This window comes from Pseudoxanthomonas sp. F11 (genome assembly GCF_037046485.1).
GTDB lineage: Bacteria > Pseudomonadota > Gammaproteobacteria > Xanthomonadales > Xanthomonadaceae > Pseudoxanthomonas_A.
In genome coordinates this window covers 423,966-438,684 of sequence record NZ_JBANLZ010000002.1, presented here as the reverse complement: position 1 = coordinate 438,684, position 14,719 = coordinate 423,966, and the positions used below count along the sequence as shown (strand labels likewise).

17 protein-coding genes are annotated in these 14,719 nt (G+C 67.7%); 10 read left to right on the top strand and 7 right to left on the bottom strand.

Going from position 1 to position 14,719, the window contains the following annotated elements:
- Positions 1-27: 27 nt before the first annotated feature.
- On the top strand, positions 28-498 hold the full coding sequence (locus tag V8246_RS07795; RefSeq protein WP_336188659.1) for a GNAT family N-acetyltransferase: 471 nt from the start codon (positions 28-30) through the stop codon (positions 496-498).
- A 17-nt stretch (positions 499-515) separates the two neighbouring features.
- Here V8246_RS07795 and V8246_RS07790 read toward each other — a convergent pair whose 3' ends face one another.
- Positions 516-911 carry a low affinity iron permease family protein gene (locus tag V8246_RS07790; protein ID WP_284448650.1) on the bottom strand — a complete coding sequence of 132 codons (396 nt, stop codon included), beginning with the start codon at positions 909-911 and terminating at the stop codon, positions 516-518.
- Between the two features lie 157 nt (positions 912-1,068).
- Here V8246_RS07790 and V8246_RS07785 point away from each other — a divergent pair, with 157 nt between their 5' ends.
- From V8246_RS07785 to V8246_RS07775, 3 genes are all read left to right on the top strand, one after another.
- Positions 1,069-1,449, top strand: a complete 381-nt coding sequence (locus V8246_RS07785) for an MmcQ/YjbR family DNA-binding protein (protein ID WP_336188658.1) — start codon at positions 1,069-1,071, stop codon at positions 1,447-1,449.
- A 119-nt stretch (positions 1,450-1,568) separates the two neighbouring features.
- Positions 1,569-1,982, top strand: coding sequence for a VOC family protein (locus V8246_RS07780; protein WP_336188657.1), 414 nt, complete (start codon positions 1,569-1,571; stop codon positions 1,980-1,982).
- A 91-nt stretch (positions 1,983-2,073) separates the two neighbouring features.
- A complete protein-coding gene (locus V8246_RS07775; protein ID WP_336188656.1) occupies positions 2,074-3,345 on the top strand; it encodes an RNA polymerase sigma factor in 1,272 nt (423 codons plus the stop codon).
- Positions 3,346-3,351: 6 nt separating this feature from the next.
- Here V8246_RS07775 and V8246_RS07770 read toward each other — a convergent pair whose 3' ends face one another.
- Together V8246_RS07770 and V8246_RS07765 are read right to left on the bottom strand one after the other, a co-directional pair.
- On the bottom strand, positions 3,352-5,091 hold the full coding sequence (locus tag V8246_RS07770) for a caspase family protein (RefSeq protein ID WP_336188655.1): 1,740 nt from the start codon (positions 5,089-5,091) through the stop codon (positions 3,352-3,354).
- Between the two features lie 235 nt (positions 5,092-5,326).
- Positions 5,327-5,845, bottom strand: coding sequence for a DUF1993 domain-containing protein (locus tag V8246_RS07765; protein ID WP_336188654.1), 519 nt, complete (start codon positions 5,843-5,845; stop codon positions 5,327-5,329).
- 136 nt (positions 5,846-5,981) lie between these two features.
- Between V8246_RS07765 and V8246_RS07760 the strand changes: the two genes are divergently transcribed.
- Positions 5,982-6,497: an adenine phosphoribosyltransferase gene (locus V8246_RS07760; RefSeq protein WP_336188653.1), complete on the top strand. Its 516-nt coding sequence runs from the start codon at positions 5,982-5,984 to the stop codon at positions 6,495-6,497.
- Between the two features lie 52 nt (positions 6,498-6,549).
- Here the strand turns inward: V8246_RS07760 and V8246_RS07755 are convergent, their stop codons facing one another.
- A complete protein-coding gene (locus V8246_RS07755) occupies positions 6,550-6,762 on the bottom strand; it encodes a hypothetical protein (RefSeq protein ID WP_336188652.1) in 213 nt (70 codons plus the stop codon).
- A gap of 311 nt (positions 6,763-7,073) precedes the next feature.
- Entirely contained in the window at positions 7,074-7,553 is a 480-nt protein-coding gene (locus V8246_RS07750; RefSeq protein ID WP_336188651.1) for a transposase, read from the bottom strand.
- Positions 7,554-7,871: 318 nt separating this feature from the next.
- Between V8246_RS07750 and V8246_RS07745 the strand changes: the two genes are divergently transcribed.
- The 3 genes from V8246_RS07745 (at position 7,872) to V8246_RS07735 (ending at position 10,293) form a co-directional block, all read left to right on the top strand.
- Positions 7,872-8,492 carry an ECF-type sigma factor gene (locus tag V8246_RS07745; RefSeq protein ID WP_336188650.1) on the top strand — a complete coding sequence of 207 codons (621 nt, stop codon included), beginning with the start codon at positions 7,872-7,874 and terminating at the stop codon, positions 8,490-8,492.
- Between the two features lie 536 nt (positions 8,493-9,028).
- On the top strand, positions 9,029-9,664 hold the full coding sequence (locus V8246_RS07740; RefSeq protein ID WP_336188649.1) for an isochorismatase family cysteine hydrolase: 636 nt from the start codon (positions 9,029-9,031) through the stop codon (positions 9,662-9,664).
- A 206-nt stretch (positions 9,665-9,870) separates the two neighbouring features.
- Positions 9,871-10,293, top strand: coding sequence for a hypothetical protein (locus tag V8246_RS07735; protein ID WP_336188648.1), 423 nt, complete (start codon positions 9,871-9,873; stop codon positions 10,291-10,293).
- 95 nt (positions 10,294-10,388) lie between these two features.
- Here the strand turns inward: V8246_RS07735 and V8246_RS07730 are convergent, their stop codons facing one another.
- The gene (locus tag V8246_RS07730; RefSeq protein ID WP_162110643.1) at positions 10,389-11,225 is read right to left on the bottom strand and encodes a hypothetical protein; all 837 of its coding nucleotides are present in this window, start codon (positions 11,223-11,225) and stop codon (positions 10,389-10,391) included.
- Positions 11,226-11,417: 192 nt separating this feature from the next.
- Here V8246_RS07730 and V8246_RS07725 point away from each other — a divergent pair, with 192 nt between their 5' ends.
- Together V8246_RS07725 and V8246_RS07720 are read left to right on the top strand one after the other, a co-directional pair.
- Positions 11,418-11,834, top strand: coding sequence for a hypothetical protein (locus tag V8246_RS07725; RefSeq protein ID WP_336188647.1), 417 nt, complete (start codon positions 11,418-11,420; stop codon positions 11,832-11,834).
- An 84-nt stretch (positions 11,835-11,918) separates the two neighbouring features.
- On the top strand, positions 11,919-12,497 hold the full coding sequence (locus V8246_RS07720; protein ID WP_336188646.1) for a mechanosensitive ion channel family protein: 579 nt from the start codon (positions 11,919-11,921) through the stop codon (positions 12,495-12,497).
- Between the two features lie 8 nt (positions 12,498-12,505).
- Here the strand turns inward: V8246_RS07720 and V8246_RS07715 are convergent, their stop codons facing one another.
- Positions 12,506-14,632 (bottom strand): methyl-accepting chemotaxis protein, encoded by a 2,127-nt coding sequence (locus V8246_RS07715; protein ID WP_336188645.1) that lies wholly within the window; start codon positions 14,630-14,632, stop codon positions 12,506-12,508.
- Between the last annotated feature and the right edge of the window lie 87 nt (positions 14,633-14,719).

Below are 14,719 nucleotides of genomic sequence, written 5' to 3'. Positions count from 1 at the left end.
ATACCCCCAGTGTTAGAAGAGCGGGTCATGCCCACCCTCCGTCCCTACCACTCCACCGACGCCGCCGCGCTGACCACGCTGTACGTCCGCTCCGTGCGCCACTACGGGCCGCGTGTGTACACGCCCGAACAGGTCGCGGTGTGGGCGGCCACCGCTGATGTCGCCAACACGGCGGCGCGCTGCGGCGACGGACGCTTCGTGGTGGTGGCGCAGAATGAGGCCGGCGGGCTCCTCGGGTTCGCCGACCTGGAGGCCGACGGTCATCTCGACATGCTGTACGTCGCGCCGGAAGCCGAAGGCCTGCACGTGGGTTCGCATCTTTATGACGCCATCGAAGCGCACGCCCGGCGCCGCGGCCTGCACCGGATCTTCGTCGAAGCCAGCGAACTCGCCCGCCCTCTGTTCGAACGCCGCGGCTTCACCCTGCTCGGCCGCAACGATCTGGTGCTCGATGGCGTGGACATCCACAACTACCGGATGGAGAAGCGGTTGGCGTAGGGATGGCGGTGCGGCCGCTATCCGCGCTTGGTCTTCGCCTGCTGCATCTCCCGCGCCTGCCGTGCCATGTCTTCGTAATGCGCGCGCAGGTCGTCGAGTTCCTTCTCTTCCAGTTCCTCCAGGTCCAGCAGCGCGTTGTTGGCGCTGCGCGAGACGCGGATCAGTTCGTCCAGCTTGATCTGCATGGCCTCGGTGTCGCGGTTCTGGGTGCTCTGGATCAGGAACACCATCAGGAAGGTGATGACCGTGGTCCCGGTGTTGATCACCAGCTGCCAGGTATCGCTGTAGCCGAACAGCGGCCCGGTAACCGCCCAGGCCACGATGATCCCCAGCGCCAGCGCGAAGCAGGCAGGGCGGCCGGTGAAGGTGGAGGCTTTCTTTGCCAGACGGGTGAAGGCGGAAGGGCGGCTCATCGGCGGCTCCGGGATCAGGGGTGGACGACGTGGCGCCACTGTAGCCGGAGCCGCGGAACGCCGTGCGGCGGGCCTCATGCCGCATCGAGGGCCGCCCCCGCCCTCGACCCGCCTCGTCTGTACGCCATCCGGGCGACTGCGGCGCTAGCATCGCGGCATGGATGTCGCCACCCTCAAACGCCATTGCCGCGCCCTGCCGGGCAGCGTGGAAACGCTGTACGGCGAACCGTCGAACATCCTGGTGTACGAGGTGGGCGGGAAGCGCTTCGCCTATTTCAAGACCAGCGAACCCGAGCGCTGGCGTTTCAGCTTCAAGGTGGCACCGGAGCGCTTCCTGGAACTGACCGACCAGCCCGGCATCAAGCCCGCGCGTTGGCTGGGCAAACACCGCTGGGTGACCGTGGTGGACGTATCCTCGGTGCCGGGCGCCTACCTGAAGGACCTGGTGGCGTGGTCGTACCGCCACGCCCTGGCCAAGCTGACCCGGCGCCAGCGCGAGGCCATCGCCGCGGCCGATCCCGGCGACGCCGTCCGCTGACGGACGCGCAGGCCGAATGCCTCTTCATCTCCGACGCTGTCGATTCCGGCCCTGCCGGTTCGTCGGAGAACACGAGCAGGCCGTGCCGGCCCTGCACCCGATCACCCGAGGAGCCCACCATGAACGTCAATCCCTATCTGATCCTCAACGGCGACTGCGAAGCCGCCTTCACCTTCTACGCGCAGGCGACCGGCGGTACGCTGGGGCCGATGATGCGGTTCGACGGCATGGAGGGCTGCGGCGACATCCCGGCCGAGTACGGGCAGAAGATCATGCATACGCACGTGATGTTCGGGCAGACCGTGCTGATGGGATCGGACAACCACCCGGCGCAACCCTACGAGGGCGTGAAGGGCTGCTCGGTCTCGCTGTCGGTGGACAGCATCAAGGAGGCCGAGCGCATCTTCGCCGCGCTGTCCGACGGCGGCCAGGTGACCATGCCGCTGGCACAGACGTTCTGGGCGGTGCGCTTCGGCATGCTGGTGGACAGGTTCGGCGTGCCGTGGATGATCAACTGCGAGAAGGATGCGTGATGACGGTGCGGGCGCGGCGTGGACGCCATGACGACTGCCTACGTTGCGCTGCGGCTTTCACCGGCCGCAGCGCCGTGGTCTGATGCGCGCCATGTCCACGACCTCGCCCACCCATCGCGCGATCGATGCCGTCTGGCGCATAGAATCGGCGCGCGTGATCGCCGGCCTCGCCCGCATGCTGCGCGACCTGGACCTGGCCGAGGAACTGGCGCAGGACGCGCTGGTCGCCGCACTGGAGACCTGGCCCCGTGACGGCGTGCCGGACAATCCGGGGGCGTGGCTGATGACCACCGCCAAGCGCCGCGCGATCGACCGCCTGCGCCGCCTGCAGTTGCTCGACCGCAAGCACGAAGAACTCGCGCGCGAACTGGAAGACATCCAGGACGAACGCCGCAGCCGCGACGAGGACGCGCTGGACCACGACATCGACGACGACCTGCTGCGGCTGGTGTTCGTCTCGTGCCACCCGGTGCTGTCGATGGAGGCACGGGTGGCGCTGACGCTGCGCCTGCTGTGCGGGCTGACCACGGACGAGATCGCGCGCGCGTTCCTCGCGGCGGAACCGACCGTGGCCCAGCGCATCGTGCGCGCCAAGCGCACGCTGGCCGAGGCCGACGTGGCGTTCGAGGTGCCGCGCGGCGACGCGCTGCACGAACGCCTGGCCAGCGTGCTGGGCGTGGTCTACCTGGTGTTCAACGAAGGCTATGCGGCCACCAGCGGCGATGACTGGGTGCGACCGGCGCTGTGCGAGGAAGCGTTGCGGCTGGGCCGCATGCTGGCCGCGCTGACGCCGCGCGAGCCCGAGGTGCACGGGCTGGTGGCGCTGATGGAGATCCAGGCCTCGCGCCTGCATGCGCGCGTGGGCAAGGACGGCGAAGCCGTCCTGCTGCTCGACCAGGACCGCAGCCGTTGGGACCAGCTGCTGATTCGGCGCGGGTTGGAGGCACTGGCGCGCGCGGAGCAACTGGGCGGCGCCTTCGGCCCGTATGCGTTGCAGGCCGCGATCGCCGCATGCCACGCCCGCGCGCGCACGGCCGATGCCACCGACTGGGTGCGGATCGCCACGCTGTACGCAGCACTGGCGCAGGTGAATCCGTCGCCAGTGGTCGAATTGAACCGTGCGGTCGCAGTGTCGATGGCGACCGGACCGGCAAGCGCATTACCGCTGGTGGACCGGCTGCAGGCCGATCCTGCGATGAAGCACTACCACCTGTTGCCGAGCGTGCGCGGCGACCTGCTGTTCAAGCTGGCGCGACATGACGAAGCGCGCGCCGAGTTCGAGCGCGCCGCCGCGATGACCCGCAACGCGCGCGAACAGGCCCTGCTGCTGGCGCGCGCGCGCGAGTGCGTGGCCGCGGGCTGAAGCGCGCTACATCCAGCGCGACAGGCGGATTTCCGGCCCGGCGAGTGCCGCGGTCTGGTCGTATTCCAGCTCGCGCAGTTCCTGCGAGGTGTACTTCACCAGATCGCTGACCTTCAGGCGGCGCCGGTCGCCCGCGCCACCGCGCAGCATCCGCCGCCAGTTCTTCACCAGCGCGTAGGTGAACGCGCCATGCTGGATCGCGCCGTGTTCGTATTCGTAGGCGAATTCGCCCTCCTGGCAGGCATAGACCAGCAGCGGCATGTACGGCCCCTTGTGGCCCAGCGTCTTGCGCAGCTGGCGCGCTTCGCCCAGCGGCAGCGTGCGTACCGGCAGCGCGTAGCCCAGGCGCCCGCTCATGTCGCCCAGCGGCATGGTGTCTTGGTCCACCGCCAGCTGCTTGCGCGCGGCGACCTCCAGCTCGCGCGGCACCCACATCTCGCGCACGGCGTCCCACTTCAGCGCGCGATGGCGGATGTCGTCGGGCGGATTGAGGCCGCGCATGCGCGCGGGGCCGCCCTTGGCCATGCCACCGGAATGGCAGCAGTCCAGCAGGATGCTGAAATCCACGTCGTACGGCAGCTGCACGTAGCGCTCGAACAGCCAGTCGTCGGTGAGCGCGGTGTCCTCGGTCCAGTCGAAGTCGTAAGGCACCAGCGTCTCGTCCATGCGGTCCACCCGGTCGCCCAGCCCGTAGGTGGGCAGCTGCGCGCCGTGGCCGCTGTAGTACAGGATGCGCTGGTCGCCGGAACGCACCCCGTCCAGCAGCCAGTCCACGCGCTCGCGGATGCCGTCGGCGGTGGCCCGCTCGTCCAGCACCACGCGGATGTCGCCGGCATCGAAGCCCTGTTCCTGCAGCATGGCGCTCATCAGGAACACGTCGTTGACGCAGCCGGCCAGCCGCTGGTCCGGATCGGGATAGTCGTTGATGCCGATCAGCAGCGCGCGCTTGCGCGGCGTGGCCACGCGCGCGGACACGGGGCGCTGTTCGCGCAGCGCACGGGTGATGCGCGTGGTCTCGTCGTTGAGCACGTCGTACCAGAAGGTGCTGACGGCCTGCGGATGGCGCAGGTATTCCTCCGCCGCGTGGTCCGCATTGCCGGGGATGTCGAAGTGCGTGTCCACCTGGCGGAAGTTGTCGGCCGCGATCGAGACGCGCGCCGTGAACACCGAGTCGAAGCGGTTGTACAGGTGGTACCAGAAGCGCGCCTTCTCGATGGCGCTAAGGCGGCCGGCCTGGTACTCGCCGCGCACGAACGGATTGCCGATCTGCGAGCCCAGCGAGACGAAGTAGCGCCCGCTGGCGGTGGCGCGGGAATCTTCGTGGGTGAAGGTGTCGTAGCAGACCAGCGAGCCCAGGCTGTGGCCGAGCACGACATGCGGCTTCACCGCCTGGATGCGCTCGACCAGGCGGTCGCGCGTCTGCTTGCGGAAAGCGGGGCTTTCGACCCACTTCACCACCATGCCCGCGGTATGCCGCAGGCGCGAATCGTCCCCGCGCGCACGCCGGAACGGGGCAGTGATGCCGTTGGCCAGCAGACGCGCCAGGGCTTCCAGCGTGTCGCCCAGTCCGACCTTGTGCTGGGCGAAGATGTCGTCGTAGTGGCAGTACTGGATGTCGAGCGCGCGTTCGGCATCGACCTGCCGGCACGCCTCGTGGATCGCGGCCTCCCAGGCCTGCTGCCACGCCCCGCCGGGCGGATGCTGGCCCACGCCATGTACGCAGAGGATCCGTAGTGCGGTCGCCATCGCTGCTTCCCTCGCTGGAGTGGTCCCGGCATCCGCGCAGGCGACGGTTGTCGCAAGGCGTGGAGGCCCGGACGACAGTATCGGAGGGTCACGTCGCATGTCGTGACACACGCAGCACTCCGTCGCCGCAGGCGACCGGCTTCCCGAAGGAAGCCGCCGCGCGGCAGGGATCGCGCAGCTCTTCCTTTCCAACGCCGGTGGGCAGCCGGAGCGGACAGGTCGCCCCGGCGTCTGCTCAGGCCTGGGGGCCGAGATAGTCCAGCTTGCCCAGCGGTACGCCGTTGTGGCGCAGGATCGCGTAGGCGGTGGTGGCGTGGAAGAACAGGTTGGGCAGGACGAAGCCCAGCAGGTAGCCGCGGCCGTCGAACTTCAGCTCGCCGCGCGTGCGCGTGGTCAGCGTGATGCTGCGGTCCTGGCTGCCTTCCAGCGCAGCCTCGTCGAAAGTGCGCAGATAGGCGCAGACCGCATCCAGCCGCGCGTACAGTTCCTCGAACGTGGTTTCCACATCGTCGAAGCGCGGCGACTCCACGCCCGCCAGACGGGCGACGGCGAACTTCGCCGTATCCGTGGCGAACTGCACCTGGCGCACCAGCGGAAACATGTCCGGCGCCAGTCGTGACTGCAGCAGGATCGTGGGCTCATAGCCCTTGTCCCGCGCATGCGCCTCGCCTTTCGCCAGCACGTGGCGCAGGTTCCCGAGCGCGCGGAGAAGAACGGGGACCGAAGCCTGGTACATCGAAAGGGCGTTGCTCATGGGGCATGTCCTGGAGAGGTGGAATGCGAGGATAGCCTTGCGGCGGCACGCTGATTAGCCGCCCGGCGCGGGAGACTGCATCCCGGACCCCGCAGGCTGCGATAGCATCAGCGGCCCATCTGGAATTCCACCGCCCATGGCCTGGACCGACCTGCTGCGCGATATCCCCGACTTCCCCAAGCCCGGCATCCTGTTCAAGGACATCACGCCGGTACTGGCCGATGGCGATGCGTTCGCCGAAGCGATCGCCGCGATGGCCGAGCCGTGGCGCGGCGTGGTGCTCGATGCCGTCGTCGGCGTGGAGGCCCGAGGCTTCATCCTGGGGGCGGCGCTGGCGCGCGAGCTCGATGTCGGATTCGTGCCGGTCCGCAAACCCGGCAAGCTGCCCGGGCATACGCTGTCGCAGGACTACGGACTGGAATACGGACGCGACCGTCTGGAGATCCATGCCGATGCGCTTCCGGCCGGAGCCCGCGTCATCGTCGTCGACGACGTGCTGGCGACGGGTGGCACGTTGAATGCCGCCCTTGTGCTGGTCGAACGGCAGGGCGCGCAAGTCGTGGGCACGGCCGTGCTGGTCGAACTGGGTTTCCTGGATGCGCGTGCCGGCTGGACGCACCCCGCTCCCCTGCACGCCTCTGCCGTCTACTGAAGACATACCCCACCCGGGCCGCGGTCATCGCAACACCGTGCGTACGCCGCCGTCAGTCGGCCACACGCGTGACGTAGGCGCCTGTTCCAACCACCTGGAAGGTGTCGTTGTCGACGCGGCGCACGCGGCTGCCGTCCTCGAGCACATAGAGCGGATGCGCATCCGGCGTCGCGTGCGATGCCTGTGCGTCCTCTTCGTTGCGGAGGACCTGGATCCGGCAGCGTCGTCCGGAAGCGTCCTGTGCGGTGAAGACATGCCTACTCATCTGGCCTGCTCCCATGGCGGGAAGGCCAGCCTATGCCGCGCCGCGTTAAGTCCTGCGTAGCGGCGCGTGAGGATTCGCGGAAAAAGCGAGGGGGAGGCATTGCACCTCCCCCTCTGGCGCCGAAGCGCGATGCCTGCCATGTGTCGGGCATGGCAGGCGACAGGGTCGCCCCCCTGGGGAGGGGAGGCGCCCTCTAACTGCCGACGGGGGAACGCCGGCAGAAAGATCCCACAAGGTCGCAGGCGGAATACCGTCGGTTCGCCCGCATCCCGGATCGCTCCGGTTGCGCGGCGCCTCCGTCGGCGCATCCCTCACGATGCCCGCATGACCTTGCTCAGGTGTTTGGTGTTGTTGCGAAGCAGATAGCGTTGCACCAGCGCACGCAGATCCAGGGCGCGTTGGTCGCGCGCGTCGAAGCACGTCAGTACCTCGGTCCAGTTGCCGTCCTGCGACCAGCGTATGAAACGTACGTAGATGCCATGCCACGAGCCGAACTCGCGTGGCAGATCCGACCAGTAGGCACCGGTCTGCGCGACCCACAGTACCGCCTCGATGAAACGACGCGCGTTGCCACCCTGTCGCGCGCGCGCGCCGACGCGCCCCGGCAGGACCTGCACCAGCACCTTCCATTCCTGGTCGGTGAGGCGCTGCATGATGGGCCACTGGCTCATCGCACGCGGCCCCAGTCCCTGTGGCAACGCCGGTCCATCGGACAGCGGCGTGAAACTACGCGAACCGGCCACATCGCCCTTGTCTTCCCGGCGGATCTCCATCAATCCGTCAGTTTCCATGCCAGCGCCCCCCTGCCCCTTTGGCAACCCGCGTTATCGCTGTTACGGCCGCACGATCCCCATCGCGAAGCTCCCCCTGTCGGATTCTGTTCAACCAGCGCATGACATCCTCTTGCCGATCACCTACGACGAAACACCGATGTCGGTCGCGTCCTGCAGCATTCACACCTCCTTCTCCCCCGACCCCTGTAGCGAAAACCCTTGTTACGCATTGCATATCGCCTGCGTGCAGGGTCTTATATGCATCTGGATCGCAATGACGGACTCAATCCGGACATGACGGCGCCACGACCCTCCCATGGCACGGGGACCCCAGCGATGCTCAGGCCGGGGTCGGCGGATGTCGGTGTCTCGCTCACGGGAAGCGATGAGTCCGTCACCCGCCTGCTGGACGATGTCGGCAGCGGAAATCCCGGCGCCTGGAATCGCATCTATGCGCTGCTCTATCGCGACCTGCACCAGATCGCCCGCGCGCAAATACGCCAGCAACGGCGTTCGCACGTGCGCTCGCCCACATCGCTGATCAGCGAGACGTGGCTGAAGCTTGCCGGTGCGGATTTCAGTGTCGAGAACCGTGCCCATCTGGTGGCGCTGGTGGCCAGGGCCATGCGGTTCGTGCTGCTGGATGAGGTCAGGCGCGCGCTGGCGGAAAAGCGCGGCGACGGCATGGACCTGCTGCCGCTGGACGAGACCACCGAGCCGGTCCAGACCTCGCGCCTTGAGCAGTTGCTGATCCTCGACCAGGCGTTGACGGACCTGGCCAAGCTCGATCCACGCCTGGCCCAGGTGGTGGAAATGCGCTATTTCGGCGGCCTCAGTGAACTGGAGATCGCCGGGGTGTTGAAAGTGACCGAACGCACGGTGCGGCGCGACTGGCGCAAGGCGCGCGCCTTCCTGTTCAGCCATCTGGGCGAAGGCGACCTGCCCGAGCCCTGGTAGTCCGCCGGGGGGCACGACGGGCGGCGTCCTGATCCGGGTCCGGACAGCGAACTCTCAAATGTGAGCGAACATCGACCCCCCCCTGCCGCACCGGCGCGTATGCCGGAATGCCGCGTCCCCGCGGACGCCTCAAGGCCCGCCGCGTGCGGAAGCGGTGGAGAACCGCTCTCGCGGGCGCTGGGACTGTTCGACGCGTTCTCCGACATGCGGGATGAAGAACAGGCCGCTGCGCTGGCCGCACTCAGGATGCGCGACCGCGCAGTGCATGATGCGTTGGTGAGACTGTTGGTGGCCGATGCGCTGGAGCACGCATTCGATGCCTCTCCCTGGTACGCGCGGTTGCCGGATCGAAGGCTCGATGTACGGCCCCGCGACCGCGGATCGGCCATCCCCCCTCCGTGGTGCGATACGAGGCGGGGCTGACGGTCGGGCCTGGTGCCACCTGCCACGTTCCCGCACGCCTATGCAAGGCGATCCGCGCACACTGCACCATGCTGGCGACGCGAGCCACCACTCGCGCTACACGGGACGCCACCATGTCCATGCAGGCCTATCCCGCGGGGCGCACGGCACTGCTGCTGATCGACCCCTACAACGACATCCTTGCCGAAGAGGGCAAGCTGTGGCCGCTGGTGGCGGAGGTGGCGCGGCGCGTGGATCTGCACCTCCGGCTTCAGGCCGTACTGGCGTGCATCCGGCAGGCGGGACTGCCCGTGTTCATCGTGCCGCATCACCGTTCCGAACCCGACGATTTCAAGGGCTGGGACCATCCCACGCCCTCCCAGTTGGGGGCGGCGCGCATGCAAACCTTTGCCAGGGACAGCTGGGGCGGGCAGTGGCATCCGGATTTCGCCCCGCAGCCCGGCGACATCATCGTCAAGGAACACTGGGGCAGCAGCGGATTCGCCAACACCGACCTGGACTATCTGCTCAAGCAGCACCGCATCAGCCACGTGATCCTGGTGGGACTGATCGCCAACACCTGCGTCGAGGCCACGGGCCGGTCCGCAGCCGAACGGGGCTATCACGTGACCCTCGTCCGCGATGCCACCGCCGCCGCCAGCACGGCCGCGATGCACGCCGCGCACGAGATCAACGCCCCCACGTACGCGCACGCCATTCTCACCACCGAAGGCCTGCTGGACACGCTCACCGGCCGCGCACGTTCCTGATGCGCGGCAAGGTCAAAGGGCCGCCGCGCGCTGTGGCGTACGTCGCATTCCGGCTCACATTTCCACCCGCGCACGCGCATCGATGCGTATTCATCCCTGCATCGAGGTGTGGAACTGCGACGGCGTTAGCAACTCTCCCACCCGGGAGGCTCGCTAGCATGGTGGCTCTCCGCCACCGCCGTGTCCGTCCCGTACAAGGAGTGTCCATGTCCCCCCATGCCGCCGCCGCCTTCGCCGGCACCTGGCGCCTGCTCCCCGAACAATGCGACTACCAGCTGGGGCACCCGCCGCGCAGCGGGCACTACCGCCTCGCCTGCACGGAAGACGGCACGCTCTCGATCAGCTCGGAATGGTTCGGCAGGAACGGCAAGCGCCATCGCGCCGCATTCGGCGGCCGCGCCGACGGGGTGCCCTACCCCTTCCACGACACGCCACATGCCGACGCCCTGAGCTTCGAATCGGTCTCGCCCACGTTGCTGCACTCCACCACCTGGCACGATGGCCGCGAGGTGCAGTGGTCGGAACGCGAGGTGGTCGATGGGGATACGCTGGTGATCCGCATGCGCGGTCATCTGAGCGATGGCCGCAGCTACACCAATGTCGGGGTCTTTCGCCGGCAGGCGGACTGACCCGCGGCCGGCAAGCTGCCACTGCACGCCGCAACGGCGAAGGGCGCCCTTTCCGGGCGCCCTTCGCTTGTTACACCCTCAGGCGCGGATATGGCTCAACGGGTCTGCACGCAGTTCTGCAGCCACAGCACGCGCTTGAAGTCGTCGTAGCGCAGGAACTGCCCCTTGAATGTCACCTTGTCGCCCTTGCGGAAGGTCAGCACGTTGGCCAGCTGGTTGGGCTTGAACAGGCAGGCCACGCCCACGCGCGGCTCGTTGTCGCCCGGCACCTGCAGCAACCCGGAACCCTGCTCGGGGATGTCGAAGGAAACGTTGTAGTCCTGGCCGTCTTCCTGCACGTAATCGACCCGGCCGCGCAGGGCGTAGTGACGGCCCTTGTGGCGCGCCGTCACGGCCACCGCATTGCCCTTGGCCTCGCGCGCGATCTCGCGCGAGAACACGTAGACGTCCTTCACCGTCACGTCGGCGTTGTTCTGCGTCTTCGCCCCCTGCGCCGCCGCCGCCCGGCCTTCCTTGCCGCCCTTCACCTTGGCCAGCAGCTGGCACATGTACGGACGGATCGCATCCTGCTTGGCCATCTGGCCCTTTTCGGTCTTCACCGTCATCTGCACCGTGGCGGCACCGCCCTCGGCGCTGATGGCGATCAGCGTGGGGATGGCGCGCGTGGTGTTGGTGGAGCGCTGTTCGACCAGCATCGTGCCGGTCTCGGCATCCTCGGTGATCACGTCCATCTTCTCGGCGATCATGATGCCGCGCATCTGTCCCATCGCATCCTTGACCGAGAGATCGGGCACGGTGACACGGCTGGAGAAGTCGGTGCCGGAGAATATGCTGCCGGACTTGCTGAAGTTGTCCTCGCATTCACCCGCGAAGGCGGCGGGCGCCACGGTCGTCAGGGCGAGCGCGATGGCGGCAAGTAGCTTGTAGGTCATGTGGTCCTCACAGAGTGGAAGTGTCGATCGATCCGGTACGACGGGTACCGCTTCCTGCCGGCACCGGCGCCGGCTCCGGCGCCCCGGCATTCTTGCAAGGGGCGAGTGCCGCCACAAGCGCGCCGACCTACAATGCGGGCTGCGCCTTCCTCACGTCAGGCAACGATGGCCTCTGCCCGATTCATCCACCGCATGCTGGGTCGTCTCGCATTGCCGATCCTGTCGTTGACGAGCGCATCGGCCGGCGCGCAGGCCGATGCACCGCTGCGGACGCTCCCCGCCCAGGTGCAGGCCGATGTCGCCGCGATCGCGGAGCACCTGTCGAACGTGCAGGAGACGTCACCCGCGCTGGCCTGCGACAAGGCCGTGGAAAACGCGCGCTGGGGCGTGGACACCATGCTGGAGGTGAGCGGGAAGAACCTGCGCAGCGGCTACCTGAGCCAGGCCGCCTACGATGCCGCCACGCCGGCGCTGAAGGCATTGCTGGCCGTATTGACCGTGCCGGACTGCCAGGCCGCCACCGGCGCGCGCCGGGATTTCTACCAGTGCATGTCCAGCGACTACAACCATGTCTACGCGTGCGGCAAGGCGCATCCTTTCGAACCTTGACCGTTCGCATGCACGCGGCCACCCTTCCGTCATGAACATGCGCGTCGAGATACTTTCCAAGGCCGCCCCCTTCGAGGCCTGGCGATGAGCGGGCCCGCACTCGCCGGCTGGGTACGTGAAGGCACCGAGGCGGCGATCCCGATCGCGCAGGCGCTGGCCGTCCTGCTGGCCGCCTGGCTGCTGTTGCGCGTGCTCCGCCTCGTGGTGAAGCGCCTGTGCGCGCACTACCACCTGCCGGCGCAGGTGGCGGTCAGCGCGCGCCGGCTGTTGGGCGTCGTGGTCTACGTCTCGGCGTTCATGGTCGCGCTGGGGCGGCTGGGCGTGTCGGCCAGCGTGCTGTGGACGGCGCTCACCGGCTTCACTGCCGTGGCCGCCGTGGCCTTCTTCGCCGCCTGGAGCGTGCTGTCCAACATCTTCTGCAGCGTGCTGATCCTGACCACGCGCCCGTTCCGCGTGCACGACCACATCGAGGTGCTGGAGAACGGCGACAAACCCGGCCTGCGCGGCCGCGTCATCGACATCAACCTGCTCTATACGACGCTGCTTGAAGAAGATGCACTGCGCGGCGACACCGTGCTGCAGATCCCCAACAGCCAGTTCTTCCAGCGCACCACGCGACGCTGGCGGTCGGGCTCACCGCCTGCGGCGTCGTCACCGGAGTAGCGCGGGGATCAGGCCGCTACGGCCAACCGCCGCGGCGCGGCGCGCGCGTCAGTCCTGAACACGGCCACCGATTCCGACAACGCGTGGGCCTGTTCTTCCATCGAACGGGCCGCGGCCGAGGCCTCCTCCACGAGTGCCGCATTCTGCTGCGTCGCCTCATCCATCTGCATGATGGTCAGGTTGACCTGCTCGATGCCCGCCGACTGTTCCTGCGAAGCCGCCGATATCTCGGCCATGATGTCGGTCACGCGCTGGACGCTGGCGACGATGTCGCCCATCGTGGCGCCGGCCTGATTCACCAGCGCCGCGCCATCGGCGACCTTGTCCACGGACGTTTCGATCAGACCCTTGATCTCTTTCGCCGCGTTCGCCGAGCGTTGCGCCAGGGTACGGACTTCCGAAGCCACGACCGCGAAGCCGCGACCCTGCTCGCCGGCACGCGCAGCCTCCACCGCGGCGTTCAGCGCCAGGATATTGGTCTGGAAGGCAATGCCGTCGATGACCGAGATGATCTCGGCGATCTTTCGGGATGACTGCTCGATCTGGGCCATGGTGTCCACGACACGCTCCACCGTAGCGCCGCCCTCCGACGCAACCGAGGCGGCGCTGATCGCCAGTTGATTGGCCTGGCGAGCGGAGTCCGCGTTGTGGCGCACAGTGGACGTCAGCTCCTCCATGGACGCCGCCGTTTCTTCCAGATTCGCGGCCTGTTGTTCGGTACGGCGCGCCAGGTCGCTGTTGCCCGCGGCGATCTCGCTTGCCGCGGTATTGATCGCCATCGATGCCTGCTGGATGCCACCGATAATGTCGGTCAGCTGGGCCACCGTGGCGTTGGAGTCGTCTCGCATGGTGGCGAACACGCCATGGAAGTCGCCCTCCATGCGCGCGGTCAGGTCGCCACGCGCGATCGCACGCAGCAGCTTGGAGACGTCAGCAAGGTTGTCCTCGGTGGTTTCCATCAGACGGTTGAGTCCATCGACCATCGCCCGGAAGTCGTGTTCGTAGCGCGCCGCGTCGCCGCGCCGGCTGAAATCGCCGGCCGCGGCCGCCTGCGCCAGACCACGGATCTCGCCGTTGATCGCCGACAGGTTCGCCTTGGTGGTGCGCATAGCCTCCGTGAGCGCCGCCTTCTCGCCCGGCAGCGGCTCCATGTCCATCGAAAGGTCGCCCACGGCATAGCGCTGCATGAGCTCGACGAGCCGCTGCATCACGTCCAAGTGGGAAGTCACCAGCGCGTTGGTGCCGCGCACCATGCGACCGTATTCGCCCGGGAAATGCGTATCGTCCATGCGATAGCTGATCCGTCCCTCGTCGTGCTGCTTCGCCATCTCGCCCTGCTCCGCGATGACGCCTTGCAGGGTGGAGGTCATGTGAATCATCGCCGTGCCGAGCTGGCCGATCTCGTCGCGACTGCGTACGTCCAGGCGCCGGTCGAGCCGGCCTTCGGCCACTGCGCGCGCGGCAGCCGCCGCATCGATGACCGGGCGGATCACCGAACGCCGCAGCCACCATGCCAATAGCAGCACCAGCACGACGGCGGCGGCGAGGGATAGCACGGCGCACCATACCAGCGTGCGTCGTGCGTCCTGCGAGCGCGCGACCACGGCCTCGTCCCCGATGCGTTTCGTCCGCGACACCAGCGCTTCAAGGGTCTCGCCCAGTTGGCGATCCATGCCCTTGACCAGCGCATCGCCGGCCTGAGTGTCGTAGCCGGCAGCGGCGAACTGTTCCAACGCGGCGCGATAGTTGCGCTCGAGTTCCGCATGCTGGGTTGCGAATGCAACGGCGAGACTGCGGGCGTGCGGATCCGCGAGTTCGCGCGACAAGCGCTCGGCCAGCAGGGCGACTTCCCGCCCTTTGGCATCGAACGCACCCACGTATTTGGTGCGTTGTGCTTCGTCATGCCCACGGATCAGGATGTTCTTCCACTCCTGCACCTGCACGCGGAATTCGCGACTCAGTCGCTCGCCGTCGGCCGCCTGTGCGACCTGCATCGGCACCTCGGTGGACAAGCTGAACCAGGCCGAGCCTAGGCCGGCAAGCGCGCAGAGCAGAATGACGGCCAGGCCCAAGGCCAGGGCGCCCAGCAGCTTGGTCTGCAGGCCGAAGGAACGGGAAACAGGGGACGACGCCATGGGGGGTGCGATACGGGAAAGGAAGGCACTCCCTTAGCGGCACCGGACACCGGGAGTTGAATGATTACGCGCGCGGTGCTCCGTTTC